We start from the raw sequence: 25,741 nt of genomic DNA, 5'->3' as shown, positions 1-25,741 counted from the left end.
TGTGTAATTTTGGATGTGGCGTGCCGTTCAAATGCCATTCGGGCATCCGTTTCGGACATGCCGCTACCGTTATCGATCACCTGAATCAAACTTTTGCCCGCCTCTTTTATGTTCACCGTTATCTGCGTAGCACCTGCATCGACCGCATTCTCCATCAATTCCTTTATGACCGAAGCCGGGCGTTGGATTACTTCTCCTGCAGCGATTTGATTGGCGATGCTGTCAGGTAGTAAATGAATTATATCGCTCATCTCAATTCGTTTCTTTTAAAACAAAGGCTAATGTACGAACTTATTGCTTCTCTTGACTTGTTCCGGCCCTTGTCTTTTAACAACCCGGAAGATATCATCTTTGTTCAGCGGACGGATATAATCGAACCATTGAAAGTCACGAAGCGTCTTTTGTTCCGGTTTTAGGTCGGGGATCGGCGTGATTAATCCCTGCGGCTTCGTCCAGATTTTCAGTTTATCCATTTTCCGTTCTTTCATCCAAAGGGTAAGGAAGCCACTCTGGGTAGAATTCAAACCTAGCATGGAGCCGTCTTTTTCCAAAGGATAGTAGATGGATTCAGCGTTACCGCTGATTTCGATTCTTTCCAATTCTTTCTCCTGGAAGAATGCTTTCAGGTCGCGCCCCTTTAACTGGTTATAATAAGAGGTATCGACCTCCTGGGCAGCGAAGGCGAAGTCGTAGACATGTACGAAATCAATTGTGCTGTCTTTCATAAAGATTACGATCGTGTCTCCGTAAAGTTGATACTTTTCATTCCATAAAATCGGATCTTTGAACAAATGGAGGGTGGAGTCTTTGGTGTTGAATTGCATGGAATCGCAAACCCCCTGCAAGTCGATCCGGTAGAAACGGACTCCCCGGTACGCTTTTATCTCACGCGCCGTCGAGTCGATCGTAATCATTTCAAGGGTATCGGCATGTAGAAAGAGGGAGTCTCCCTGCGAATATTCGATCATACGGGCACTATCGGTGGCAAAGGCGTAGGAGGTTTTATCATTATAAAGTCCGTATTGCCCTTCCAGAATTACTTTTTTCAGTGTATCCTGCAAAACCATGTTGCCGAAAGCCTCTCCCAGTCCGACTTCCCGGTCAAAGGCGATGGAATCTCCCGTCAGAAACCGGTCTCCGGAAACAACTTGCGAACGGTCCAGCAGCGAGGCCCGGTTGCTCAGGGTATTGTACCATCCGCGGGAAGAATAGATGGTTCCGCTATCGGATACAATGGTCGATGGTCCCAATATTGTGGCGATTCGCGTGTTGGTGCTGTATAGCAAGGTGTCGGAATAGAGCGTAAATTTAGGATTTGCCAACTTGACGCTGTCGTTGAATGAGGCCAATCGGGTAGAAGGGGCATATTCTCCGAAGAAAGAAGAGAGTTCGTTTTCCTGATCGACAATCAGTCCTCCTTCGAAATAGTATCCTATATTTTTCCGCCGGTCATAATTCAAACTGTCCGTGAAAAGGGTTACGATGGTACTATCGGATTGGATGTTTTCCATCCGGACGTTTTCACGTAATTTAGCCAATTCGGTATTCCCGTCATAGTACAGGTATTGTCCGTAGACGAAGAGGGTATCCCCTTGTTCCATCCGGACATTGCTGAAGGCCTCCAGTGAATTGTTCGCTTCATAGAAGTAAGCGCTGTCACAATACATGTAGGAACTATCATGACGGAAGGCGACATTGCCGTAAAGTATCTGTGCGTCGGCTTTCTGTTCTTTATTATATAATACAGAATCAGCGTGTTCCAGATAGATATATGTTTTTTTCCGAGGAACGCTATCCCGGGCGTGCTGTCCCCATAAGCAGCACGCAAAAGCAATAAAAAGAAAGGTAAGTATGGACTTACGGGTTCTCATTCTTTAATCCAACCGGGAAAACGGAAGTCGCAATTGCGCCAACCTTCGCTAACACGGATATAAGTACTTTTCTGTTTGTTTGCAATCCAGGTATTCAAGAGCTCTTCCCGTTTCTTATTTTCAACGACTGATTTCATCGCTTGGAAATCATCTGCCAGATTGGCCTGGTGGCTTTCTGTCCGGGCTTTTAATTTAACGATGGCAACAACTTCTTTCAGACTGTTGTTCAACATCGTGAATGGCTTGGAGATTTCTCCGATTTGCATATTATAGACAATCTTTCCTACTTCTTGCGGCAATTCCTGCATTTCGAACTTCGGCGTTCCGTAATTTCCGCTTTCCATTTGTTTGTTCACCATCAGGCCCTTGTTGTTACGGGTATCTTTGTCGGAGGACACGAATGTTGCAGCTTCTTCGAAGGAAAATTTGTTTGCTTTGATGTCATTATATAACGAATCCAATCGTATCATTGCCTCGTTTAATTCCTTCTCCGAAACTTTCGGCCTCAGTAAGATATGGCGGCAATTGATGCGGTCGCCTCTTTTTTCAATCAACTGGATAATATGGAAGCCGTATTCCGTTTCCACGATATTGGATACACGCTTCGGATCCGTTAGATTGAAGGCGACATTGGCAAATTCGGGAACCAGTTCCGTTTTTCCCTTCAAGCCGAGTTCTCCTCCGTGGCTGGCCGACTCTTTGTCTTCCGAATATAAGCGGGCCAAGGTGGAAAATTCATATTCCCCTTTGTTGATTTGTTCCGTGAATTCACGTAATCTTGCTTTGATTGCATCTGTTTCTTCGAAGGGAATTTTGGGCTCGAGCGTAATGATCTGCACTTCTACCGTTGTAGGAATCATGGGAAGGCTATCCTTTGGGATCTGATTGAAATACTTACGCACCTCCGAAGGAGTCAGCTTGATCTCCCCGACTAATTTGTGTTTCATTTGCTCTACGACCTGCTGTTCATGCACCATCGTTTTACGTTCCTCTTTTATCTGGGATAATTTTTTATTGAAGTACTCCTCCAGCTTTTCTTTGGAACCGATCTGATTGATCGCCAGATTAATCCATTGGTCTACGTTCCGGATCACCTGGCTTTCACCTACTTCGATACTGTCGATCTTCGCTTGGTTCAGGTATAGTTTCTGAATGGCTATCTGCTCGGGTATAATACAATAAGGATCGCCGTCAAACCGCTGTCCTTCATTCAGCATAAACAGGCGCTGGCTTTCAACGTCCGAACGTAAAATGGCTTCATCTCCAACCACCCATATCACTTCATCGATCACATTATCTTGCGCAGCCAATGGGAAGGTTGCGCAGATAAACAGAAGCATCATTAAAGTCTTTTTCATCTTGTCTGTCATTTATCTACTCTATCTTGATTTCTCGTCATAAAAAACGGCTTCTCCTTTGCGAACGCCATCTTTATACAAATTTTCTTCAAAAGTCTTTATAAAATCAACTTTTCGTTGATTAATTAACATTTCTTGGATTTGCGGGCCGACATATTCATAAGGGGCTATATTTCCCTTTAACAGATAATCGGAGATGTTTAACAGATAACAGTAGCTGCTATCCGTCTTTTCCACCTGCTTGTTCGATTTTAAAAATTGAACAGGATCTGTTAAATAGACGGGGATATTATCCATCACCTTGTCAAAGTCAATCCATCGGTCGTAAAAGTAATCATATATAATGGCATTTTGAACGCTATACTTCTCAATCTTCTCCAAGGACGCGGAATTTTGTATTTTATACCATTTTTTTATGTCTGAAAGGCCGGGAGCGTCCACCGGTATTTTCAGAAAAAGCCCTTTGATCAGATTATTCTCCAGAATGAATTTGTCGTGATTGGCTTTGTAATAAGCCTGCTTTTCTTCTTCCCCGATGTTAGCGGACAAACGTTCCCGTACCATTTTTTCCTGGTATTTGTGCCGCATAAGGGAATGTTTGTAATCATTGACCAGTTGGTCAATTTCCTCTTTCTCCTTATCCAAGTTCTTTTCCGCCGCCTGGTAGATCAAGGCGTCGGTAACCCAGCGATGAACGTAGCTTTCCGCAAACAAGAGGCTGTCGGCAGGCGTTATGCCGTGAGGTATGGCGGAAGCTACTTCCGGGCGGTAAAGCTTCAGGCTCCCTACTTTTGCCAACAAATCCTTTTCTTCCGTTACTTGCTTGTTATTACATGCAGAAACAGTTACCAAAAGAATTGAAAACAAAAGAAGGATTCTCGCCATACGTTATTTCCTGTATTTCTTCAGATTATTCAAGATGTCCCAATTGACGGTAACGGGATATTTCGTTTGCAATTCCCGAATCCATTCTTTTTCCAACTGGGCTTGCTCAGCCACAGGCTTCGACCAGACCCGTTGGTTGCTGATTTCGAAAAGAAGAATCCCATCGCGGTATTCCTGAATCAGATGATCAAACTCCGGATTGGTATCCAGTTTTTTGCGTTCCAATTCCGTATAAAGATCCCGCACGAACAAATCGAAGACTTCTCTTATAAAATCACCCGAATAGCTTTTGGTGGAGAATGGAAAACGGTAGATATAATAGGCGAACTCTTCCTGCAGATGATCCTCTCCGTTCAGGCGGAGCAACGGCTTTTTCCAGTCTTTGCTCTGTGCATAAAACGCCGAATCCGTCGGGAAATACTGATCGCTGAGGCGTTGGAAATCATCATATGCATCCTGATAGAGACGATATCCGTAGGCTTCTTTCATCTTTTTATCAAAGGCGCTGTAAAGGGTAAAATTGTGTTCGTCCTGCCGCATGGCCGAGTAAATCTGTGGGCGTTTCTCTTCGAAGGAAGGAACCTCCTTCTTATCGATCAGTTTAATGATATGATAGCCATAGCGGGTTTTAACCGGCCGGCTGAAATCTCCCGGATTGGAAAGGGAAAAGGCCGCGTCTTCGAAAGGTTTTACCATGTCTCCCAAACCGAACACCGGCAATACGCCTCCTTTGGAGGCCGTAGCTTCGTCCGAAGAATACTTTTTCGCCAGTTCGGAGAAATCGTCTCCGTTTTTAAGCATGTCGTATAATTGTTGCGCTGTTTTGGCGGCTTCTTCATCATTCCTTTTCTCATGTACATTGATCAGGATATGCGCTACTTCGAACAGGCCCGGGTTGGGTATTCTTTTCTCGACTTTAATCAAATGAAAACCCAGGGGCGAACGAACGGGGGCCGACACTACCCCGACCGGCAAGGAATAGGCTGCGTCTTCGAAAGCCTGAGGGGTTTTAAGGGGAATCAAATAGAAGTTTTCATCGAAGGAGGCCGATCCGCTTTCCTTATTAGCCAATTCTTTAGCCAGAGTGGAAAAAGGGGTTCCCTGCTGAATCTGTTTATAAGCTTCAAGCGCCTTTTCATAAATGGCAACAGTGTCTTTTGATACTGCTTTCCTAGGGAGTTTAAAAAGGAGTTGGCTGACTGTCAACTGTTCTTTCATCCGGTTGTATTCATTCCGGATCGCATCCTCCTCGCCCGTTTTATCACTTAGGAAACTGAGGCGGAGTTGCCCTTTATAGGTGTTGAGTTCTTCTGAGAAAGAGGATGATCTCTGGATGCCCGCCGCTTCCGCATCAGCAACTTTCAACTTGAAATTTTTGAATAACTCGACATAGTTTTTCAGTGATTTCCGATTGTTCAGATCAACCGAACTATCCTTTTGGGCGATGAACAGAAACTCTGACAAAGAGACTGGTTTCTCTGCGACAGTCATAACAACCGGGTCGGCAGTGCTTTGCGCATTTGCCAACGCAAGCGAAATACAAAAGAGAACGGAAAAAACAAGAATTTTCTTCATCACAAATTCTTTTCGCATATTATAAAGATCAAATAACTTCAATAACTTTATTAGTAACGATGTAAACGCAATAAAAGTATTTTTCCTCTTTACTTTAGTGATTTTTTATAGATAAAAGCGCTTTTTCCTGCCTTCCGGACATCCGTTTTCTATTTTTAATTGGCCATTTCCGACAGGAATTTGATGCGGACAAGCCGGATCTCCTCTTCTGTATAATCAGCTCCCAATTCTTCGATGGCGCTGTCAAGAGAGTCGGTCTCGGAATCTTTGAAATATTCATAAATCTCCTCAATCCGGTCTTCATCCATGACATCATTCAGGAAATAATCCAGGTTGATCCGTGTGCCCGAATAAACGATCGCTTCAATCTCATCCAACAGTTCGGAGAATTCCAACCCCTTGGTGACTGCAATATCATCCAAGGCTACTTTCCGGTCGATGCTCTGGACAATCCAAACTTTCAGTTTCGATTTGTTCGCTACTGTCCGGACCCTCAGGTCTTCCGGGCGTTCGATTTCATTTTCCTCGACATGCTTCTTGATCAATTCCACGAATTCGGCGCCGTAACGTTTTGCCTTACCTGCCCCTACACCCGGAATATTCTGTAATTCCTCCAGGGAGACCGGGTAGGTAGTCGCCATCGCTTCGAGGGAAGGATCCTGGAAGATAACGAAAGGCGGAACCTGCAGCCTTTTGGAAAGTTTCTTCCTCAAATCTTTCATCATCGAATAGAGTACCGGATCGACTGCACAAGAGCCTCCTCCGCGTATCGGAGTTTCGGGTTCTTCCTCTTCTTCGAACTCATTATCCTTAATGATCTTAAAAGAGACCGGTTTCTTCATGAATTCACGCCCTTTAGGAGTGATCTTCAGCAGTCCGTAATTCTCTATATCCTTTGTTAAGTAGCCGGCGATCTGGGCCTGGCGGATGACGGCATTCCATGTCTTTTCGTCTTCATCCTGCCCACTGCCGAAGACTTCCAATTCATTATGTTTATAGGATTGGATCTCTGACGTCTCATTTCCTATCAACATGTTTATCACATAATCGGTTTTGTACTTTTCCTTCAAGGCGTCGATGACTTCAAGAACGCCACTTAATAAATCTTTTGCTTCCACCTGCTTTTTCGGGTTCAAACAATTATCACAATTACCACAATTCTCTTCTAAATATTCTTCTCCAAAATAATGCAAAAGTACCTTCCGGCGGCAAACGGCTGTCTCGGCATAACCTGCAGTCTCCTGCAACAACTGTCTTCCGATTTCCTGTTCCGCCACAGGCTTTCCCTGCATAAATTTCTCCAATTTCTGTAAATCCTTATGGGAATAGAAGGCGATGCAATGACCTTCACCCCCGTCCCGTCCGGACCGCCCGGTCTCCTGGTAGTATCCCTCCAAGCTTTTCGGTATGTCGTAATGAATTACGTAACGTACGTCGGGCTTATCGATCCCCATGCCGAAGGCAATCGTTGCGACGATGACATCCACCTTTTCCATCAGGAAAGCATCCTGGTTCGCCGAGCGAATCTGCGAATCGATCCCAGCATGATAGGGGAGGGCCTTAATGCCGTTGGCTACCAATATGCTGGCGAACTCCTCCACTTTTTTCCGGCTAAGACAATAAATAATGCCCGATTTCCCTTCGTTCGCCTTGATGTATTTGATGATTTCGCGGTCTATGCTGCTCGTCTTCGGCCGTACTTCGTAATAAAGATTCGGCCGGTTGAAGGAAGATTTGAAAACGATTGCATCCGTCATGCCCAGATTCTTCTGGATGTCATGCTGAACCTTCGGCGTTGCCGTAGCCGTCAGTGCGATGATCGGACGTTTTCCTATTTCATTGATGATCGGGCGGATCCGGCGATATTCCGGCCGGAAGTCATGACCCCATTCGGAAATACAATGCGCTTCATCGACTGCGTAGAACGAGATGTTGATCTGGCGTAGGAAATCGATATTCTCTTCCTTCGTCAGGGATTCCGGAGCGACGTAGAGCAGTTTGGTTTTCCCTTTTACGATATCTTCCTTCACGGCGTCGATTGCCGCTTTTGTTAAGGAAGAGTTCATGAAATGGGCGATTCCGTCTTCTTCACTGAAATTCCGCATCGCATCCACTTGGTTTTTCATCAAAGCGATCAAAGGGGAAATGACGATTGCCGTACCGTCCATGATCAGTGACGGCAATTGGTAACACAGCGATTTTCCTCCTCCTGTAGGCATCAATACAAACGTATCTTTTCCTGCAAGAACATTTTCAATAATGAGTTTCTGGTTCCCCTTGAAGGTGTCGAACCCAAAATACCCTTTCATCGCCTCAATCAAATGATCTTTCTTTGCCATGCTTTAACTATTATCCTCCTCTATGCACTCTGTAAACGGTTGATATCCGTTTTCTCAAATTGTCCTTTTGCATAATCCAACGTAACGTGCAGTTTCTTTGTATTTCCGGATGGCATATTATACATTGCATCCATCATAATCGCTTCGACAATCGAACGTAGTCCGCGGGCTCCCAATTTAAACTCCATCGCTTTATCGACGATAAATTCATAGACCGATTCATCGAAGGTAAGCTTTATATGATCCATTTCAAACAATTTTATATATTGTTTTATAATTGAATTCTTGGGTTCGGTCAGGATGCTCCTTAATGTTTTGCGATCTAACGGATTCAGATAGGTAATTATCGGCAAGCGGCCGATAATTTCCGGAATCAGGCCGAAGGCTTTTAAATCAGCCGGTGTAATATATTGTAGCATATTTTCCCGGTCTACCATCGCTACCTCTTTACTGGCCGCATATCCTACGACCCGTGTATTGAGCCGTTGGGCGATTTTCTTCTCGATCCCGTCGAAAGCGCCGCCGCAAATAAACAAAATATTTTGCGTATTTACGGCAATCATCTTTTGATCCGGATGCTTTCGTCCTCCCTGGGGAGGTACATTCACGATGGATCCTTCCAGTAATTTGAGCAAGCCTTGTTGTACGCCTTCTCCGCTTACGTCACGCGTGATGGATGGGTTATCTCCCTTACGGGCGATTTTGTCTATCTCATCAATGAAAACAATTCCCCTTTGCGCCGCTTCCACATCATAATCCGCCGCCTGAAGCAAGCGGGTCAGGATGCTTTCGATGTCTTCTCCTACATAACCGGCCTCCGTAAGGACGGTCGCATCGACAATGCAGAAAGGAACATGCAATAATTTGGCAATCGTACGCGCGAGTAAGGTCTTCCCCGTTCCGGTCGCACCCACCATGATGATATTCGACTTTTCAATCTCCACATCGTCTTTCAGGACGGTTTGGAGCAAACGTTTGTAGTGGTTGTAGACCGATACGGAAAGATAGCGTTTCGCATCATCCTGTCCGATTACATATTCGTCTAAAAAACTTTTTATTTCATTTGGCTTGGCTAAATCTTCCTGATTCAATCCGAGCCCGTTCTTTCTTTTCTTCGGTATTTCTTCCTGTACGATTTCATAGGCCTGCAAGGCACATTCATCGCAAATTGCACCTGAAATTCCGGTAATAAGCAGATTTACTTCACGACGACTTTTTCCGCAGAATGAGCAAGTATCTCCTATTTTGACCATATGTGAAATTCGATATTAATTATTTACGTGTCAAAATTTCATCGACCATTCCGTATTCTTTGGCTTCAGTTGCAGTCATCCAGTAATCGCGGTCGCTGTCTTTTTCCACTTCTTCATAGGGCCTTCCCGAATGAGTCGAAATGATCGTATATAATTCCTTCTTTACTTTTATGATTTCACGGGCAGCAATCTCGATATCGGACGCCTGGCCTTGGGTTCCTCCCAGAGGCTGGTGGATCATTACCCGGGAGTGCTGCAAAGCAAAGCGTTTGCCTTTGGCTCCGGCCACCAGTAACACTGAGGCCATTGAAGCTGCTATTCCGGTACAGATCGTGGAGACATTGCTTCCTATGAACTGCATGGTATCATAGATCCCATACCCTGCATAAACCGACCCGCCGGGCGAGTTGATATAGATAGATATATCTTTTCCGGGATCGCTTGAATCCAGATAAAGCAATTGAGCCTGAATTACGTTGGCTGCATAATCGTCGATCTGGGTTCCCAGAAAGATAATCCGGTCCATCATCAAACGAGAGAAGACATCCATCTGGGCGACATTCAACTGACGTTCTTCAATGATCGTCGGAGAAATATAACTGCTCGTTATATTCATATAGCTATCCAGTGCGGAAGGACTCATGCGCAAATGCTTCGTTGCATATTTTTTAAAATCATCCATTTTATTATTCTCCTAATATTATTTATACCACAAAAAAAACAACGAAAAGGATTTCACCCGCTTTTCGTGGAAAACAAAGTTATAAATAAATTTCTTAAAGAAACAACTTATTTTCTCCACTACTCTTTTTTTGAGAGAAATCCTTTCGAGAGAAGTAGCCGGCCGTATGGACCGCCACAAGAACTTTAATTAAACAATTTCGCAANGTGTAATATATTGTAGCATATTTTCCCGGTCTACCATCGCTACCTCTTTACTGGCCGCATATCCTACGACCCGTGTATTGAGCCGTTGGGCGATTTTCTTCTCGATCCCGTCGAAAGCGCCGCCGCAAATAAACAAAATATTTTGCGTATTTACGGCAATCATCTTTTGATCCGGATGCTTTCGTCCTCCCTGGGGAGGTACATTCACGATGGATCCTTCCAGTAATTTGAGCAAGCCTTGTTGTACGCCTTCTCCGCTTACGTCACGCGTGATGGATGGGTTATCTCCCTTACGGGCGATTTTGTCTATCTCATCAATGAAAACAATTCCCCTTTGCGCCGCTTCCACATCATAATCCGCCGCCTGAAGCAAGCGGGTCAGGATGCTTTCGATGTCTTCTCCTACATAACCGGCCTCCGTAAGGACGGTCGCATCGACAATGCAGAAAGGAACATGCAATAATTTGGCAATCGTACGCGCGAGTAAGGTCTTCCCCGTTCCGGTCGCACCCACCATGATGATATTCGACTTTTCAATCTCCACATCGTCTTTCAGGACGGTTTGGAGCAAACGTTTGTAGTGGTTGTAGACCGATACGGAAAGATAGCGTTTCGCATCATCCTGTCCGATTACATATTCGTCTAAAAAACTTTTTATTTCATTTGGCTTGGCTAAATCTTCCTGATTCAATCCGAGCCCGTTCTTTCTTTTCTTCGGTATTTCTTCCTGTACGATTTCATAGGCCTGCAAGGCACATTCATCGCAAATTGCACCTGAAATTCCGGTAATAAGCAGATTTACTTCACGACGACTTTTTCCGCAGAATGAGCAAGTATCTCCTATTTTGACCATATGTGAAATTCGATATTAATTATTTACGTGTCAAAATTTCATCGACCATTCCGTATTCTTTGGCTTCAGTTGCAGTCATCCAGTAATCGCGGTCGCTGTCTTTTTCCACTTCTTCATAGGGCCTTCCCGAATGAGTCGAAATGATCGTATATAATTCCTTCTTTACTTTTATGATTTCACGGGCAGCAATCTCGATATCGGACGCCTGGCCTTGGGTTCCTCCCAGAGGCTGGTGGATCATTACCCGGGAGTGCTGCAAAGCAAAGCGTTTGCCTTTGGCTCCGGCCACCAGTAACACTGAGGCCATTGAAGCTGCTATTCCGGTACAGATCGTGGAGACATTGCTTCCTATGAACTGCATGGTATCATAGATCCCATACCCTGCATAAACCGACCCGCCGGGCGAGTTGATATAGATAGATATATCTTTTCCGGGATCGCTTGAATCCAGATAAAGCAATTGAGCCTGAATTACGTTGGCTGCATAATCGTCGATCTGGGTTCCCAGAAAGATAATCCGGTCCATCATCAAACGAGAGAAGACATCCATCTGGGCGACATTCAACTGACGTTCTTCAATGATCGTCGGAGAAATATAACTGCTCGTTATATTCATATAGCTATCCAGTGCGGAAGGACTCATGCGCAAATGCTTCGTTGCATATTTTTTAAAATCATCCATTTTATTATTCTCCTAATATTATTTATACCACAAAAAAAACAACGAAAAGGATTTCACCCGCTTTTCGTGGAAAACAAAGTTATAAATAAATTTCTTAAAGAAACAACTTATTTTCTCCACTACTCTTTTTTTGAGAGAAATCCTTTCGAGAGAAGTAGCCGGCCGTATGGACCGCCACAAGAACTTTAATTAAACAATTTCGCAAACTCTTCGGCAGAGAGCTCTTTTATGTCGAGCGTTACCTGCTCTTTCAGCCATGATGCCAATTTTTCTTCTATGGCGCGGTCGACAATGTTACGGCTTGTTTCCTTGTTCTTAAGCATATCCTTCGCGTAATTAGCCAGCACTTCTTCCGGTACGGATAACATGCCGTATTGAGCGAATTGGGCTTTTGCCACTTTGATGGCGAAGGCTTTTATATCCGCGTCTTCCACCGTCAGGTTGTTGTTCTTCAGGATGGCTTCCTTTACCAAATGAAATTTCAGGTCTTCCAATACTTTCGGATAATCTTCTTCTACAGTTTCCGGGGTCGTATTCTCATTTGCTGTCAGTAACCACCGTTTCAGAAAGGCGTCGTCAAAAGCGATATCGCCGGTTTTTTCCACCAGCAGGTTACGGGAATCCGTCAGGAATTTATAATCGCTTTGCGGCAGGAACTGCTCCTGAAGGGCTTCTTTTACTTTCGTACGGAACTCTTCTTCCGTTTTTACGATGCCTTCACCGAATACTTTGTCAAACAGTTCCGGCGTCAGTTCAGCTTCCTTATGCCGCGTGATCTCTTTGATTTCGAAGCTGAAATCGGAAGTGATATCGGGTGCCGTCTCCTTATCTACTTTCAGGAAAGAAGCAATCTCGGCTGCTTCCCCTTCGTAGGCTTTCTGTGGATTAAAGACGACGGTGCTGTTCAGCTTGGCGCCGATAAACTTCGCCTTTTCTTCTTCATTCTTTATATAGTGGGGCATCAGTACGGCGTCTTCCACCACGATTCCTCCTTCTTTCGGCGTTCCGTTCTCAAGCTCGGTGACTGTTCCCTTGAGCAGGTCTTCGTCTTCCACTTCTTCCACATTGTCGTAGGAGCCGAAGTTCTTGCGGTAATTCTCTATTTGCTTTTCCAGCATCTCGTCCGTGATTGCTACCTGATAGAAAGGTAACGTATCGCTCTTGCCCAATTCGATCTTGATTTCCGGTGCAAAGGCAATATCAAAACAGAACTCGAAGTCTTCCTGGGTATCGAAATTAACCTCTTTTTGTTCGGTTTCGTTGGGAAGCGGTTCACCTAGAATATTGAGCTGGTTTTCCCGTATGTATTTAACCAGATTTTCCGAAACTAATTTATTCACCTCTTCAGCCAACACTTGCTTGCCATACAATTTCTTCACCATGCCCAGAGGCACCATTCCCCGGCGGAATCCGGGTATATTTGCTTTTTGACGAAAGTTACGTAAATTCTTTTCTACCGGCGCAGCATAATCGTCTTTTACGATCTCCACTTTTAAAATACCGCTTGCGGCACTGTTGTTTTTCAGCGAAATGTTCATTCTGAATGATTTATTAATTAGTTGTACGATTCCAAATTCAGGCTGCAAAAATAGATTTATTCTTTCAATCTAACAAATTGTTTCCTTATATTATCCGGGCGGGCTCGAACCATTTTTCATTCCTGCACGGAACGAATGTACGCATTTGTCCCAATAGATCCGACGGCTGCTCTCCTACCAAAAGGAGAGAGCGGTACTCGGGTTTGATGAACTTCTTTTCAATGGTTTCGTCGATAAACCGTAGTAAGGCGTCGAAATAACCACCCGTATTCAGCAATCCGATGGGTTTCCGGTGCAATCCGAGCTGCGCCCAGGTAACCGTTTCAAACAATTCTTCCAGCGTGCCGAAACCTCCCGGCAGGGCGATGAAGCCGTCGCCGAGCGAACACATCTTCTCCTTGCGCTCATGCATGGTTTGCGTAACGATCATTTCGCTTGCGTCCGGATGGGCTAACTCTTTTTCTTCCAAAAAAGCGGGAATCACCCCGATCACCTCGCCCTTTGCATCCAAAGCTCCATTCGCAAGTTCTCCCATGAGGCCGACTTTTCCGCCTCCGTATACCAATCCGATCTTTTGTTCAGCCAATAATTGTCCCAAGGCATAAGCCTGTTTCTTGTATTCGGGATCCGATCCGGTGCTGGACCCGCAATAGACTGTTATTCGTTTCATCCTTGATTTTTCTGTTTTCCAAGATACAATGATACGAAATATCCTTCGCCCGCCCAAAAAAGAAAGAATTAAATGAAAAAAACAAGGGCACTCGTTTTACCGGGAAATCGGCAAATAATTTGCTGTATAATATTTTTTTAAGCTCCCAAAGATAAACTAACTAAAATATTCCCATTTTTATTCGAACAAATTGTTGTTTATTTGGAAAATATGCATTCCTTTGCGGTGTGAAAGGAGTCATATACTTCGAATACACATAACATTGTTTTAATATCTTCAATTTGTTTGTAGATTTTCATTTCACTGTTACTGGATTCTAGTCTGCTTACTTTCATTTATGGTAACATTTTTATTTTTTTAATTATTTCATTTTTTATGAACATTTACATTGGTAATTTGAACTATCGAGTTCGCGAAGAAGATTTAAGACAAGTAATGGAAGAGTACGGTGCCGTTGATTCTGTAAAGATCATTAAAGACCGTGAAACCGGAAGATCTAAAGGATTTGCTTTTGTGGAAATGCCCGACAGTGCAGAAGGAAGCAAAGCAATTGAAGAACTTAACGAGGCTGAATACGAAGGCCGTCAAATGGTTGTAAAAGAAGCATTACCCAGAAAGTAATATTTCTCATTACTGAAAAAATGAAAAGCTTCTGCCTCTTAAAGGGGTAGAAGCTTTTTTTATGTCCATCCGTCCGGCGAGTTTCCCACCAAGTTTCGCTGCTAAAAAGCAAGTATACTCTTTTCTCATGCCGAGGCATGCGGGAAGTTGGTCGATGGTGCCTGAGCCAATCTGTGTTCAGTAAATCCGATTGAGTGTTTGACGGCTATCGCACATGTGTTTTATAGCCGTCAAACACGTGTTTCACAGCTGTCAAACACGTGTTCTATAGCTGTCGAACACGTGTTTCATAGCCGTCAAACACTCAATTGCTAGTATTCTAAAGTAAATGAGGCCCGCAATAGTGTTGACAGACACAAAGGCCGATGCTAAAAAGATTCTTTTCCACTTACTCAGGCGAAAAACTACAAGAATTGAGATCGATTGGATTTCTGTTGCGATGCTTCGGGGAAAAGATTATTTTTGTGGGAAAATTCGGATCCTAATAATGAAAAGATTAAAAGGTATTTTAGCTGGGCAGGCAGGCTCCCTTCAAATAGTCATGCTCCTTTCGCTGATAGTGATCGGCGCCGTCCTCTCTTCTTCGTTCGCTGTTTTCATCCTGCAATTGCTACCCGGCGCTTCACCCAACTTGCAGAATCCGGACGCTTTGCGGTGGATTCAGCTCTGTTCGTCGATCGGAACTTTCCTGTTTCCGCCGCTTGTGATGGCGTGGTTATGCAGCACCCGCCCCAAGGAATATCTTTTTATCGATGAGTCGCCCCAGCTATATGCTCTACTGCTTGTCATGTTGAGCGTTTTCCTGATTACTCCTTTTATTACGTTGACCGGTTTGTTGAACCAGCAAATGGCGCTTCCATCCTTTATGGAGCCGGTTGAAAGGTGGATGAGGGAACAGGAAGACCTGGCCGAAAAGATCACCGGATTATTGTTGGAGGGGGAGGGGCTGCTTGTCTTCTCCGCCAACTTTCTGGTCATTGTCATCGCGGCGGCTGTCACAGAAGAATTCCTCTTCCGGGGCGTTTTATTCCGTCTTTTCGAAAAATGGACACGAAACCGGCATGTGATCATCTGGGTAGGAGCCATATTGTTCAGCGCTTTTCATATGCAGTTTTACGGATTCATTCCCCGGATGCTTTTGGGAGCCTATTTCGGCTACCTGCTGTATTGGAGTAAAAACCTATGGCTTCCGGTTTTTGCTCATTTTGTCAACAATGCCATCAGCATGATCGGCCTTTCCGACAACCGGTTGAAGGAACATGAATTTGTTACCGGAGAGATTTCCCCCGAACATTTGCCGGGATTTGTCCTTTTTTCACTTCTCACGTTAGGACTCTTTATCCTTTGCGTCCGGCTGCTTTATAAGAGCTGTCGGAAAGAGGATTGAAGGGATGGAATTCAGAAGGTTTTTTTTCGGAGGAGGAAGTCTTTTCCCAAGTATTTCTCACGTACGATCTCGTTGGCAGCGAGCTCCTCAGCAGTCCCCTGGAAAAGCACTTTTCCCTCGAACAGGAGATAGGCGCGGTCGGTAATGCTCAGCGTTTCGTACACGTTATGGTCGGTAATCAGGATACCGATATTCTTGTCTTTCAGTTTGGCGACGATACTCTGGATATCCTGTACGGCAATCGGGTCTACGCCGGCGAAGGGCTCGTCCAGCATGATAAATTTCGGATCGATAGCGAGGCAGCGGGCGATTTCCGCCCGGCGGCGTTCTCCGCCCGAAAGGCGGTCTCCCAGGTTTTTCCGTACCTTTTGCAAGCCGAATTCAGTGATCAGGCTTTCTAACTTCTCCTTCTGGAATTCCGGGGTTTTATCCGTCATTTCCAAGACCGTGCGGATATTATCTTCCACTGTCATCTTGCGGAAGATGGAGGCTTCCTGAGCCAGATAGCCTATTCCGAGGCGTGCCCGTTTGTAGACCGGATCATTGGTGATATCCTGATCATTCAGGAAGATTTTTCCCTCGTTCGGAGTGACTAGGCCTACCGTCATATAGAAAGTGGTCGTCTTACCCGCCCCGTTAGGCCCCAGTAATCCGACGATTTCCCCTTGTTTCACGTTAATGGAAACATGATTGACTACCGTTCTTGTCCGGTATTTTTTTACCAGGTCCTCGGTGTGCAATACCATTTTTTCATCGCCTTCTGCCATATCCGAAATTTGTTGCAAAGAAACGGAAATAATTACAGCCGTACAAACATCCGGACGGGAAAGATATTCTCCGGAATTGATTCATTTTTGTTCTTTAAGAATCAAATAAAGCTTCTTATCGGATTTTCCCGTATATTTGTCCCTATACAATAGATTTATAAAGATGGAAAAAGCGTCGGCATTACACAGATTAGGGGAGTATCTCCTCCTTATGAAAAAAAGCTTCACTGCCCCGACGAGTTGGAGTATGTTTTTCAAACAGTTAATTAGGGAGATCTATAAACTGGGGGTGGATTCCATCTGGATTGTGATTATCATTTCGATCTTTATCGGAACTGTGATCGCCATTCAGATATCCTTGAATATCACCTCTCCCATGATTCCTAAATTTACGATCGGATTCACTACCCGCGAGATTATCCTGCTGGAATTTTCTTCTTCCATCATGTGTCTTATCCTGGCGGGGAAAGTCGGCAGCAGTATCGCCTCCGAAATTGGTACCATGCGTGTGACCGAACAGATAGACGCATTGGAGATCATGGGTGTCAACTCGGCTAATTTCCTGATTATGCCCAAGATCATCGCACTCATGTTGTTTATTCCTTTCCTTGTGATATTCAGTATGTTTACCGGGATATTGGGGGGGATTATGGCTAGTTATGTGGCGGGCGGAATGACGCCCTCCTCGTTCGAGTATGGTTTGCAATACTATTTCAATCCGTTTTATATTTGGTATTCCATTATCAAATCGGTCGTTTATGCTTTTATCATTTCTTCGATCTCTTCCTACTTCGGCTATCTGGTGAAAGGCGGTTCGTTGGAGGTCGGAAAAGCAAGTACCAACTCGGTTGTGATGAGTAGCATCATGATTCTTTTTGCCGATGTTATTCTTACCCATTTAATGCTTACATAGAGCTATGATTGAAATAAAGAATATAACGAAATCATTTGACGGAAGGGTTGTCCTGAACGATATCAGCGCTGTTTTCGAAACCGGAAAGACTAACCTGATCATCGGGCGGAGCGGTTCGGGGAAAACGGTTTTGCTGAAAAATATTATCGGCCTCCTGCAACCGGATTCCGGGGAGATATGGTATGACAACCGGAATATTCTTTCGATGAGTAAAGACGAATTGAATGGCCTTCGCCGCGAAATGGGGATGCTTTTCCAGGGTTCAGCGCTCTTCGACAGCATGACAGTAATGGAGAATGTGATGTTTCCTTTGGATATGTTTTCCCATGAATCTACCCAGTTGCGCAGGAAGAGGGCTAAATTTTGCCTCGACCGGGTGAATCTTCTCGATGCCCGCCATTTGTATCCTTCCGAAATCAGCGGCGGAATGATGAAACGGGCGGCCATAGCCCGGGCGATTGCGCTGAATCCCAAATATTTGTTTTGCGATGAGCCTAATTCCGGTCTCGATCCTAAAACTTCTCTCCTGATCGACGATCTGATCCATGGCATCACCAAGGAATATAACATGACGACGATCATCAACACGCATGACATGAATTCCGTCATGAATATCGGGGATAACATCTTGTTCATTAAAGAGGGAATCAAGGAATGGCAAGGAACGAAAAAGCAGGTAATCCAGTCTAATAACAGTTCCTTGAACGATTTTATTTTTGCGTCGGATCTGCTCAAAAAGGCCAGTGAACTCAACGAAGAACGCAATCAACAAGAGCAGGAAGGATAATGCAATGCCTTAGTTTGTAGCTAAGAGCAAGAAAAAACAGATAAGAGGGCACAAGATGTGTTCTCAAAAAAACGTAAGACTCTTTCCAAATTTGTCATCGTTTATCGTTTTTAAGAAGGCTTCGTAATACCCGTCCACCATTCTTTCCCAATGATAATTATCTTTGGTGAATTGGCTGAACCTGGATTGATATTGTTTGTAGGCATCGGTGTTCTGGGCAAAATCATCCAACTTATTAGTCCATGCGCTGGCGTCTTTCGGAGGAAGAAGGAATCCGTTTTTCCCATCTTGTATCGCATCTGGGATACCGTCGATTTGCGAGGCAAACACCAGGGCGCCCTGTACCGATGCTTCAAGGCATACCAACCCGAATCCTTCCATATCGCCTTCTACATGAATGTTCGGCATCAGGAAAGCGTCCGCATTCCGGAATAGCAGTTTGAGCTCGGAAGAAGACAAATGTCCGAGATGCCGGATGTTTAAGGATTGTACCAATAGCCCACGCAGGTTCTTCTCATCGGAAAAACAGCCCCAGAAGAGTAGCGCTTTCTCCCGGAGGCTTTTCGGCAGGAGCTCGATCAGCCTTTCCTGCATAGTCGGCTTGCGATGGAAAGGCCCGGCAATCACCAGGAAATAGTTCTCTTTAATTTTCGGAAAGACACGCCCAGCAAACCAGGAGAATCCTTTCCTTTCCACCGGCCTCCCAAGCATCATCAACAGTTTCTTCCCCGCCAGGTCAATCTGTTTCTCCGTAAGCCATTGCTCGAATGTTCCGGCCGTTTCTCCTCGGGAAACCGACACGTCGACTCCGTTGGGAACTACCATAATCTTCTCCGGATCGATACCCAAAGCGATCGCTTGTTCCGCAGTCGCCCGGCTAACCGCGATCATCCGTGAGAAGCGGTTTAGCCGCTTGAAAATGTATTTATGATAGAATGCGCTCGGGAAAACTACATCCAGGCCGTGCAATGTCACTACATAGGAAATCCGTTTATTTTGTTTTTGAAATGAGCAGAAAGTCCCGATCAGGGCGTCATTGAAATGAATGATATCGATTCCCGGATGTTCCGTGCATATTTTTTTTATCTTCCGTTGGAGAGATAGGAAAAACAGCAACTTGTTTTCTTTCCTTTCATAGACCAGGCGGTGAACCTTACATCTTTTCTCCATCCCCGTCACCAACTCATAACATTGTTTTTCCATACCTCCGGTCGAGGGTGGAAACTTATGGCTCACGAATAATACTTCCATTCATCCAGATTATCTAAAACGCCGTTTACCCGCAAAGTACGCAAAAAATATCGAATATATTATGCCCCGCCCAATGAAATCGCATAAGGGAAAATACTATTCGCCCGCCGTATGATTAGATAGGCTCAAAGGAACATCGGCCAATGCCCGATCAGGCTATTCGATAGCGGGAAGCCTTTTTTATCCTGCGACCCGCTATGCCGGTACGGGCTGAAAAGACATCGCCCCGGATCAGCCTGTTACAGGCCGGCGGGGCGATGGAGTAGTCGTAAGTTATAGCGTAGCGATCAGAGTCCGAAGTCCTCTTTAACTTGTTCTATGTAATCCAGCTTTTCCCAAGTGAATAACTCCACTTCGGTTACCAGCGGTTCCTTGCGATAACGGGAAGTGAAAACCTTTTTTACGGTCTGAGGCTCGCGTCCCATGTGTCCGTAAGAGGCCGTTTCAAAATAGATCGGATTACGGAGTTTCAAGCGTTCTTCGATTGCCTTGGGGCGCAGGTCGAACAACTTGGCCACTTTGTTAGCGATTTCGCCATCCGTATATTTCACGTGTGACTTGCCATACGTGTTGACGAATACATTTACGGGACGGGCCACGCCAATGGCGTAGGATACCTGCACCAATACTTCGTCTGCGACGCCGGCGGCTACCAGGTTCTTGGCAATGTGACGGGCTGCATAAGCGGCCGAACGGTCTACTTTCGAGGGGTCTTTTCCTGAGAAAGCGCCTCCGCCGTGGGCGCCTTTTCCGCCGTAAGTGTCTACAATAATCTTTCTTCCGGTTAATCCGGTATCTCCGTGAGGGCCTCCGATGACAAACTTGCCTGTCGGATTGACGTGATAGGTAATCCGGTCATTAAACAATGCTTGTACATAGGGAGGATATTTCGCTTTTACCCGGGGAATGAGAATATTGATAACATCTTCCTTTATCTTTGAACCCATTGCCAAGTCCGCTTCTTCCTGGGAAATCCCGTTAGGTTGGATGAATTCGTCATGCTGTGTGGAGACGACGATGGTGTCGATCCGCAATGGGGCGCCGTTATCGTCATATTCGATCGTTACCTGGCTCTTGGCATCGGGGCGCAGGTAGGGCATCAGCGACAGCTCGTGTTTCCGGATGTCGGCCAGTTCGGAAAGCAGGCTGTGGGAAAGATCCAATGCCAATGGCATGTAGTTGGCCGTTTCTTTCGTAGCATAACCGAAGATGATTCCTTGGTCGCCGGCTCCCTGGTTATAAGGATCTTCGCGCTCGACCCCGCGGTTAATATCTCCACTCTGCTCATGGATAGCTGAAAATACACCACAAGACTTCGCTTCGAATTGGTACTCGCTCTTGGTGTAGCCGATTTTCTCGATTACATTCCGAGCCACTTCCTGCACATCTACGTAGGCAGTTGATTTAACTTCTCCAGCCAAGACAACCTGTCCGGTTGTAACAAGGGTTTCGCAGGCAACTTTAGAGTCCCGGTCGTACGCCAGGAACTCGTCAAGCAAAGCATCCGATATCTGATCGGCTACTTTATCGGGGTGCCCTTCGGACACCGATTCGGAGGTGAATAAATAACTCATTAATTTGTATTATATATGATAAAACAATCTGTAATGAATCAACAAAGGAAATTGATTATGCCGGACGGCCCAGAGGAGACTTTTCTTTTAGCATTTTTTCCGGTGGTTGCAAGCAAATCAAATCTATCCACGCTAATTCGGGGGCAAATATACAAATTATTTTATAAATAAAGGGAATCTACCCTTTTTTACGGTTCGTTGCCGCCCTTTTCCGTTTCTATTTACTCCCGGAGCAATTCCAGCAGTTCCGCCACGGATTTCCCTATGACGGGAACTACGCAGAACGGAGCAATCTCCGCCAACGGCTCCAAAACAAAACGGCGCTCATGCAAATGCGGGTGGGGAAGAGTTAGAACAGGAGTTTGCAGAATCTGATCGTCATATAAAAGCAAATCCACATCGATGACCCTGTCTTGATAATCCGAACTGTTGCTCTTTTCCGTCCGCCCCAGCTCTTTTTCGATCTCTTGCGTCGTTTCCAATAATTCCAGGGGAGAAAGAGTGGTTTCCAGTTTCATGGCGGCGTTCAGAAAAGAGTTGTCCGAAACGAATCCCCAAGGAGCAGTTTCGTAAAACGACGAAAGGGCAAGGATGTCTCCCCCCCTTTCAGCCAGCAAAGCTGCCGCCTTTATCAGGTTATGCCGTTTATTTCCGAGATTGGAACCCAATCCCAAATAAGCAATCGCCATTTTCCCTTCTTAAAGGATCAGCATGGCATCGCCATACGCTCCGAATTGGTACTTCTCTTTTATTGCCACCTGGTAAGCATCCATCACTTGGTCGTAGTCACCGAAAGCGGCAGTAAGCATCAAGAGGGTGGAAAGCGGCAGGTGGAAATTAGTAATCATACTGGTTGCCAAGCTAAAGTCATAAGGTGGAAAAATAAATTTATTTGTCCATCCTTCATATTCCTTCAAATGGCCGTCCGTGCTGACAGCCGTTTCGATCGCCCGCATCACCGAAGTGCCGACGGCGCAGATCTGCCCGCCTTCATCCTTAGCCTTATTGACCGTTTCGACCACATCCTGGTTGATAATCATCTGTTCCGAGTCCATTTTATGCTTGGTCAAGTCTTCCACATCGATTTCGCGGAAATTACCCAGTCCCGAATGAACGGTCAGATAGGTAAATGTACAATCGTTGATCTCCAGCCGGCGCATCAATTCGCGGCTAAAGTGCAGGCCGGCGGCGGGAGCCACGACCGCCCCTTCTTCCGTAGCGAAGATATTCTGGTAACGCTCTTCATCTTCCGGCTCTACCGGACGGTCGATGTATTTGGGCAGCGGTGTTTCACCCAGGGAATACAACGTCTTCTTGAAATCGTCGTGGTTCCCGTCGAAAAGAAAACGCAATGTGCGTCCCCGCGATGTCGTATTATCGATCACTTCCGCCACCATGGAGTCATCTTCTCCGAAATACAGTTTGTTACCGATACGGATTTTACGCGCCGGATCGACCAGGACGTCCCATAGCCGCATCTCCGCATTCAGTTCCCGGAGCAGGAACACCTCGATGCGGGCACCTGTCTTCTCTTTATTTCCATAAAGGCGGGCCGGGAAAACACGCGTATTGTTAAGAACAAACACGTCCTTCTTTCCGAAGTATCCCAGCAGATCCTTGAATATCTTATGTTCGATCTCGCCCGTTTTGCGATGTAACACCATCAGTCTTGCCTCATCCCGGTTTTTCGACGGATGTATCGCGATCAGGTTGTTCGGCAAATTAAATTTGAATTTCGAAAGCTTCATCTTCTTCTGTATTCTTTATATTATTTTATTTCTCTTTCCAGGAATGCGTCGATCTCGTCGGGCGACATGCATTGATCCAAAGTTACTTCCCCGATTCTCGTTCGCTCTAATCCGACCAGGTAAGCGCCCGACTGCAAAGCTGCGCCGATATCGCGGGCCAATGCGCGGATATAGGTGCCTTTGCTGCATATCACCCGTATCCGGACGACCGGGAAGTCGTATGACAGCAATTCCATTTCATCGATCACCAATGTCTTGGCTTTTAGTGCGACCTCTTCTCCCTTTCGCGCCATTTCGTAGGCTCTTTTCCCTTCTACTTTGCAGGCCGAATAGACCGGAGGGATCTGTTGGATGGTTCCGACAAACGAGGCCAAAACCTTTTCCACGCCATCTTTCGTAATATGCTCTGTCGGATAGGTTTGATCGACTTCTTTTTCCAGATCAAAGGAAGGAGTCGTCTCCCCCAGCTTCAACGTTGCTATATATTCCTTGGTTTGATACTGGAACTCGTCAATCCGCCTGGTCGCTTTTCCCGTACAAACGATCAGGACGCCCGTTGCTTTCGGATCCAAAGTCCCGGCATGTCCGACTTTTATTTTCTTTACTTTCAGCTTCCGCGACAATTTGTAGCGAAACTTGTTTACCAGGTCAAATGATGTCCAATCCAGCGGTTTATTAAAAAAAAGTACTTCTCCTTCGATAAAATCCATTATAAAACCGTTAATTCATACCCGCATGCCATAAACAATAAAATCAATCCACCGACTCCGATGCGATACCAGCCGAAAAACCTGAATCCGTATTTTGTTACAAAACCGATAAAGAATTTAATGGCCAGCAAAGCGACGACAAAAGCGACGATATTACCGATAATCAATACATCCCAGTTGGATTTCAGCAGCTCTAGTCCGCTTTCCGAACCCAATAATTTCAACAGTTTGTAACCGGTTGCGGCTGCCATCGTCGGTACCGCCAGGAAAAAAGAAAATTCCGCCGCGTTCTTACGCGTTAATCCGCGTTGCATGCCTCCTACAATCGTCGCCATCGAACGGGAAACCCCCGGTATCATGGCGATACATTGGAAGCAACCGATCCAAAAGGCGTTCTTATAGCTCAGACGTTGATTTTCCGCCGGTTTATTGAACCATTGGTCCACAAATAGCATCAGGACACCGCCCAACACCAGCATCACGGCTACCACCGTCACATTCTCCAGTAATTCGTCTATCTTGTCGCTAAATAAAAACCCCAATACGGCTGCCGGAATAAATCCGGCTAATAACTTCAGGTAGAACGTCCAGGACTGGAAAAAGCGTTTCCAATACAGTACAAGCACCGAAAGGATGGCCCCGAATTGGATAATGATGGTAAATGCCTTTACAAATTCATTGGTTTCTACCCCCAGCAATCCCTGTGTAATAATCATGTGTCCGGTGGATGAAACAGGCAGGAATTCGGTTAACCCTTCGACGATTGCAATGATAATTGCCTCAAATAGACCCATTCTTATGCTTTCTTCTCTTTATCCGTTCCTTTCCGGATCCGATTGGGTGCCAGAATACCAAAGATCATGACCCCGAAGCCGACCAGTGTTACGACCGGTGCGACCGATATACGCCTTTTGCTGAATATTTCAGGATTGAAAGAGACTCCGTCCGGAGAGCTTCCTCCACTCATCAACACAAAACCGATTACAATCAACAGGATTGCAATGCCGATAATGATAAAATTCTCTTTATCAAAAGCAAAATCTCTTTTAGCCATTGGTATCTGTTTTTTTTAGTCTATTAAACGTAATACATCTTTCCTCCGTCCATCCGGAGGTATTTATTCACTGCGAAATAGGTCGCAATAATCGACAGGAAAATTCCCAGCCCCATCACAACGGCAGCAACAATCAGCAAGATCTGGGGATCGATCAGCGTCATCAAATCTCCCAACTCGTTCTGCAGATAGTACAAGGCGCCGGCCAGCATGAGTATGGCCAGAAATCCGGCCATGATTCCGCTCACTATGTTATAACGGATAAAGGGCCTCCGGATAAATGAGGAAGTCGCTCCTACCAGTTTCATCGTTTGAATCAGGAACCGTTTGGAATAGATGAGCAAACGGATGGTGTTGCTGATCAGAACGAAGGAGATGGCCATCAACACGGCTGCCAGGGTCAGGAGAACGAGCCCTACCCGCTTGATGTTGTTATTCACCATCTGCATCATATCTTTCCGGTAAAGAATTTCTGAAACGTTCGTGTAGGAAGTCAGCTTTTTCTCGATAGCCGGCAAGCTGTCGGGATTGGCATATTTCGAGTTTAAGTTCACTTCGATAGAAGCCTGGAATGGATTGAAGCCCAGAAAGGTTTCGGGATTCTCACCCAATTCATCTTCCATTTCCTTGGCTGCCTGCTCTTTGGATATATATTCGGTCGATTTGATGAAAGGTAAAGCCTCCAGGCGTTTTTGCAAACGGACAGCGTCCGATTCGTCCTGGGCATCTTTCAGGACAACGGAGAATGAAATATTTTCTCTTACATAATCGGAGAGCTGGTTTCCCAGCAATCCCAATAGAAAGATCAACCCGAGCAGAAATAGCACCAGTGAAATACTTACCACAGAGATCAATCGGGAATTAAAAAAGGAAACGGGATTACCCTTCTTATTCTTACCCATTCAACATATTCTTATTAAACCTTATATTATCAGTTTGTCGGAGATCATATAACTTCCCCAATTTTACGGCAAAAGAACAAATATTTCATGAAACAAAGGGGGTATTTATCATTCT

The 25,741-nt window shown here is 45.3% G+C and carries 24 protein-coding genes and 1 pseudogene; 4 read left to right on the top strand and 21 right to left on the bottom strand.

Going from position 1 to position 25,741, the window contains the following annotated elements; all coding sequences use genetic code 11:
• From BQ8014_RS16535 to BQ8014_RS16480, 12 genes and pseudogenes are all read right to left on the bottom strand, one after another.
• Positions 1 to 251, bottom strand: a 251-nt coding sequence (locus tag BQ8014_RS16535; RefSeq protein ID WP_200814408.1) for an ATP-binding protein, incomplete at its 3' end; no start/stop codon positions are given.
• A gap of 27 nt (positions 252 to 278) precedes the next feature.
• On the bottom strand, positions 279 to 1,871 hold the full coding sequence (locus BQ8014_RS16530; RefSeq protein WP_080905323.1) for an OstA-like protein: 1,593 nt from the start codon (positions 1,869 to 1,871) through the stop codon (positions 279 to 281).
• Positions 1,868 to 3,229: a peptidylprolyl isomerase gene (locus tag BQ8014_RS16525; RefSeq protein ID WP_080906014.1), complete on the bottom strand. Its 1,362-nt coding sequence runs from the start codon at positions 3,227 to 3,229 to the stop codon at positions 1,868 to 1,870. Before BQ8014_RS16525 ends, BQ8014_RS16530 begins: the two co-directional genes overlap by 4 nt.
• Before the next feature lie 21 nt (positions 3,230 to 3,250).
• The gene (locus tag BQ8014_RS16520; protein ID WP_080905322.1) at positions 3,251 to 4,114 is read right to left on the bottom strand and encodes a hypothetical protein; all 864 of its coding nucleotides are present in this window, start codon (positions 4,112 to 4,114) and stop codon (positions 3,251 to 3,253) included.
• 3 nt (positions 4,115 to 4,117) lie between these two features.
• Positions 4,118 to 5,707 (bottom strand): peptidylprolyl isomerase, encoded by a 1,590-nt coding sequence (locus BQ8014_RS16515; RefSeq protein WP_080905321.1) that lies wholly within the window; start codon positions 5,705 to 5,707, stop codon positions 4,118 to 4,120.
• A gap of 137 nt (positions 5,708 to 5,844) precedes the next feature.
• Entirely contained in the window at positions 5,845 to 8,028 is a 2,184-nt protein-coding gene (gene recQ / locus BQ8014_RS16510; protein WP_080905320.1) for a DNA helicase RecQ, read from the bottom strand.
• Between the two features lie 20 nt (positions 8,029 to 8,048).
• Positions 8,049 to 9,281, bottom strand: a complete 1,233-nt coding sequence (gene clpX, locus BQ8014_RS16505) for an ATP-dependent Clp protease ATP-binding subunit ClpX (protein WP_080905319.1) — start codon at positions 9,279 to 9,281, stop codon at positions 8,049 to 8,051.
• Positions 9,282 to 9,300: 19 nt separating this feature from the next.
• Positions 9,301 to 9,963: an ATP-dependent Clp endopeptidase proteolytic subunit ClpP gene (gene clpP / locus BQ8014_RS16500; RefSeq protein WP_080905318.1), complete on the bottom strand. Its 663-nt coding sequence runs from the start codon at positions 9,961 to 9,963 to the stop codon at positions 9,301 to 9,303.
• Between the two features lie 210 nt (positions 9,964 to 10,173).
• Positions 10,174 to 11,022: pseudogene (gene clpX / locus BQ8014_RS16495) on the bottom strand (ATP-dependent Clp protease ATP-binding subunit ClpX); the annotation flags it as partial.
• A gap of 19 nt (positions 11,023 to 11,041) precedes the next feature.
• Positions 11,042 to 11,704: an ATP-dependent Clp endopeptidase proteolytic subunit ClpP gene (clpP, locus tag BQ8014_RS16490; protein ID WP_080905318.1), complete on the bottom strand. Its 663-nt coding sequence runs from the start codon at positions 11,702 to 11,704 to the stop codon at positions 11,042 to 11,044.
• A gap of 185 nt (positions 11,705 to 11,889) precedes the next feature.
• On the bottom strand, positions 11,890 to 13,242 hold the full coding sequence (gene tig, locus BQ8014_RS16485) for a trigger factor (protein ID WP_080905317.1): 1,353 nt from the start codon (positions 13,240 to 13,242) through the stop codon (positions 11,890 to 11,892).
• 85 nt (positions 13,243 to 13,327) lie between these two features.
• Positions 13,328 to 13,912 carry an LOG family protein gene (locus BQ8014_RS16480; protein ID WP_080905316.1) on the bottom strand — a complete coding sequence of 195 codons (585 nt, stop codon included), beginning with the start codon at positions 13,910 to 13,912 and terminating at the stop codon, positions 13,328 to 13,330.
• A 375-nt stretch (positions 13,913 to 14,287) separates the two neighbouring features.
• Between BQ8014_RS16480 and BQ8014_RS16475 the strand changes: the two genes are divergently transcribed.
• Both BQ8014_RS16475 and BQ8014_RS16470 read left to right on the top strand, forming a co-directional pair.
• Positions 14,288 to 14,533: an RNA recognition motif domain-containing protein gene (locus BQ8014_RS16475; RefSeq protein WP_080905315.1), complete on the top strand. Its 246-nt coding sequence runs from the start codon at positions 14,288 to 14,290 to the stop codon at positions 14,531 to 14,533.
• A gap of 487 nt (positions 14,534 to 15,020) precedes the next feature.
• Positions 15,021 to 15,920 (top strand): CPBP family intramembrane glutamic endopeptidase, encoded by a 900-nt coding sequence (locus tag BQ8014_RS16470; protein WP_080905314.1) that lies wholly within the window; start codon positions 15,021 to 15,023, stop codon positions 15,918 to 15,920.
• 11 nt (positions 15,921 to 15,931) lie between these two features.
• Here BQ8014_RS16470 and lptB read toward each other — a convergent pair whose 3' ends face one another.
• On the bottom strand, positions 15,932 to 16,687 hold the full coding sequence (gene lptB / locus BQ8014_RS16465; protein WP_080906013.1) for an LPS export ABC transporter ATP-binding protein: 756 nt from the start codon (positions 16,685 to 16,687) through the stop codon (positions 15,932 to 15,934).
• A gap of 163 nt (positions 16,688 to 16,850) precedes the next feature.
• Here lptB and BQ8014_RS16460 point away from each other — a divergent pair, with 163 nt between their 5' ends.
• Both BQ8014_RS16460 and BQ8014_RS16455 read left to right on the top strand, forming a co-directional pair.
• On the top strand, positions 16,851 to 17,600 hold the full coding sequence (locus BQ8014_RS16460; RefSeq protein WP_080905313.1) for an MlaE family ABC transporter permease: 750 nt from the start codon (positions 16,851 to 16,853) through the stop codon (positions 17,598 to 17,600).
• A 4-nt stretch (positions 17,601 to 17,604) separates the two neighbouring features.
• Positions 17,605 to 18,387 carry an ABC transporter ATP-binding protein gene (locus BQ8014_RS16455; protein ID WP_080905312.1) on the top strand — a complete coding sequence of 261 codons (783 nt, stop codon included), beginning with the start codon at positions 17,605 to 17,607 and terminating at the stop codon, positions 18,385 to 18,387.
• Positions 18,388 to 18,450: 63 nt separating this feature from the next.
• Here the strand turns inward: BQ8014_RS16455 and BQ8014_RS16450 are convergent, their stop codons facing one another.
• The 8 genes from BQ8014_RS16450 to BQ8014_RS16415 all read right to left on the bottom strand — a co-directional run bounded on the left by BQ8014_RS16450 (position 18,451) and on the right by BQ8014_RS16415 (position 25,626).
• A complete protein-coding gene (locus tag BQ8014_RS16450; protein ID WP_080905311.1) occupies positions 18,451 to 19,638 on the bottom strand; it encodes a glycosyltransferase family 4 protein in 1,188 nt (395 codons plus the stop codon).
• A 287-nt stretch (positions 19,639 to 19,925) separates the two neighbouring features.
• Positions 19,926 to 21,212: a methionine adenosyltransferase gene (gene metK, locus BQ8014_RS16445; RefSeq protein WP_080905310.1), complete on the bottom strand. Its 1,287-nt coding sequence runs from the start codon at positions 21,210 to 21,212 to the stop codon at positions 19,926 to 19,928.
• A gap of 221 nt (positions 21,213 to 21,433) precedes the next feature.
• Positions 21,434 to 21,901: a 2-amino-4-hydroxy-6-hydroxymethyldihydropteridine diphosphokinase gene (gene folK, locus BQ8014_RS16440; protein ID WP_080905309.1), complete on the bottom strand. Its 468-nt coding sequence runs from the start codon at positions 21,899 to 21,901 to the stop codon at positions 21,434 to 21,436.
• Between the two features lie 9 nt (positions 21,902 to 21,910).
• Positions 21,911 to 22,960: a tRNA preQ1(34) S-adenosylmethionine ribosyltransferase-isomerase QueA gene (gene queA, locus BQ8014_RS16435; RefSeq protein ID WP_080905308.1), complete on the bottom strand. Its 1,050-nt coding sequence runs from the start codon at positions 22,958 to 22,960 to the stop codon at positions 21,911 to 21,913.
• Between the two features lie 20 nt (positions 22,961 to 22,980).
• On the bottom strand, positions 22,981 to 23,670 hold the full coding sequence (gene truB / locus BQ8014_RS16430; RefSeq protein WP_080905307.1) for a tRNA pseudouridine(55) synthase TruB: 690 nt from the start codon (positions 23,668 to 23,670) through the stop codon (positions 22,981 to 22,983).
• The gene (locus tag BQ8014_RS16425; RefSeq protein ID WP_080905306.1) at positions 23,670 to 24,464 is read right to left on the bottom strand and encodes an undecaprenyl-diphosphate phosphatase; all 795 of its coding nucleotides are present in this window, start codon (positions 24,462 to 24,464) and stop codon (positions 23,670 to 23,672) included. Before BQ8014_RS16425 ends, truB begins: the two co-directional genes overlap by 1 nt.
• A gap of 2 nt (positions 24,465 to 24,466) precedes the next feature.
• A complete protein-coding gene (locus BQ8014_RS16420; RefSeq protein ID WP_080905305.1) occupies positions 24,467 to 24,724 on the bottom strand; it encodes a DUF3098 domain-containing protein in 258 nt (85 codons plus the stop codon).
• A 23-nt stretch (positions 24,725 to 24,747) separates the two neighbouring features.
• Positions 24,748 to 25,626: a cell division protein FtsX gene (locus tag BQ8014_RS16415; protein ID WP_080905304.1), complete on the bottom strand. Its 879-nt coding sequence runs from the start codon at positions 25,624 to 25,626 to the stop codon at positions 24,748 to 24,750.
• Positions 25,627 to 25,741 lie beyond the last annotated feature (115 nt).

It is taken from the genome of Parabacteroides sp. Marseille-P3160 (genome assembly GCF_900162725.1).
GTDB lineage: Bacteria > Bacteroidota > Bacteroidia > Bacteroidales > Tannerellaceae > Marseille-P3160.
This window is presented reverse-complemented; position numbering and strand designations above follow the sequence as displayed.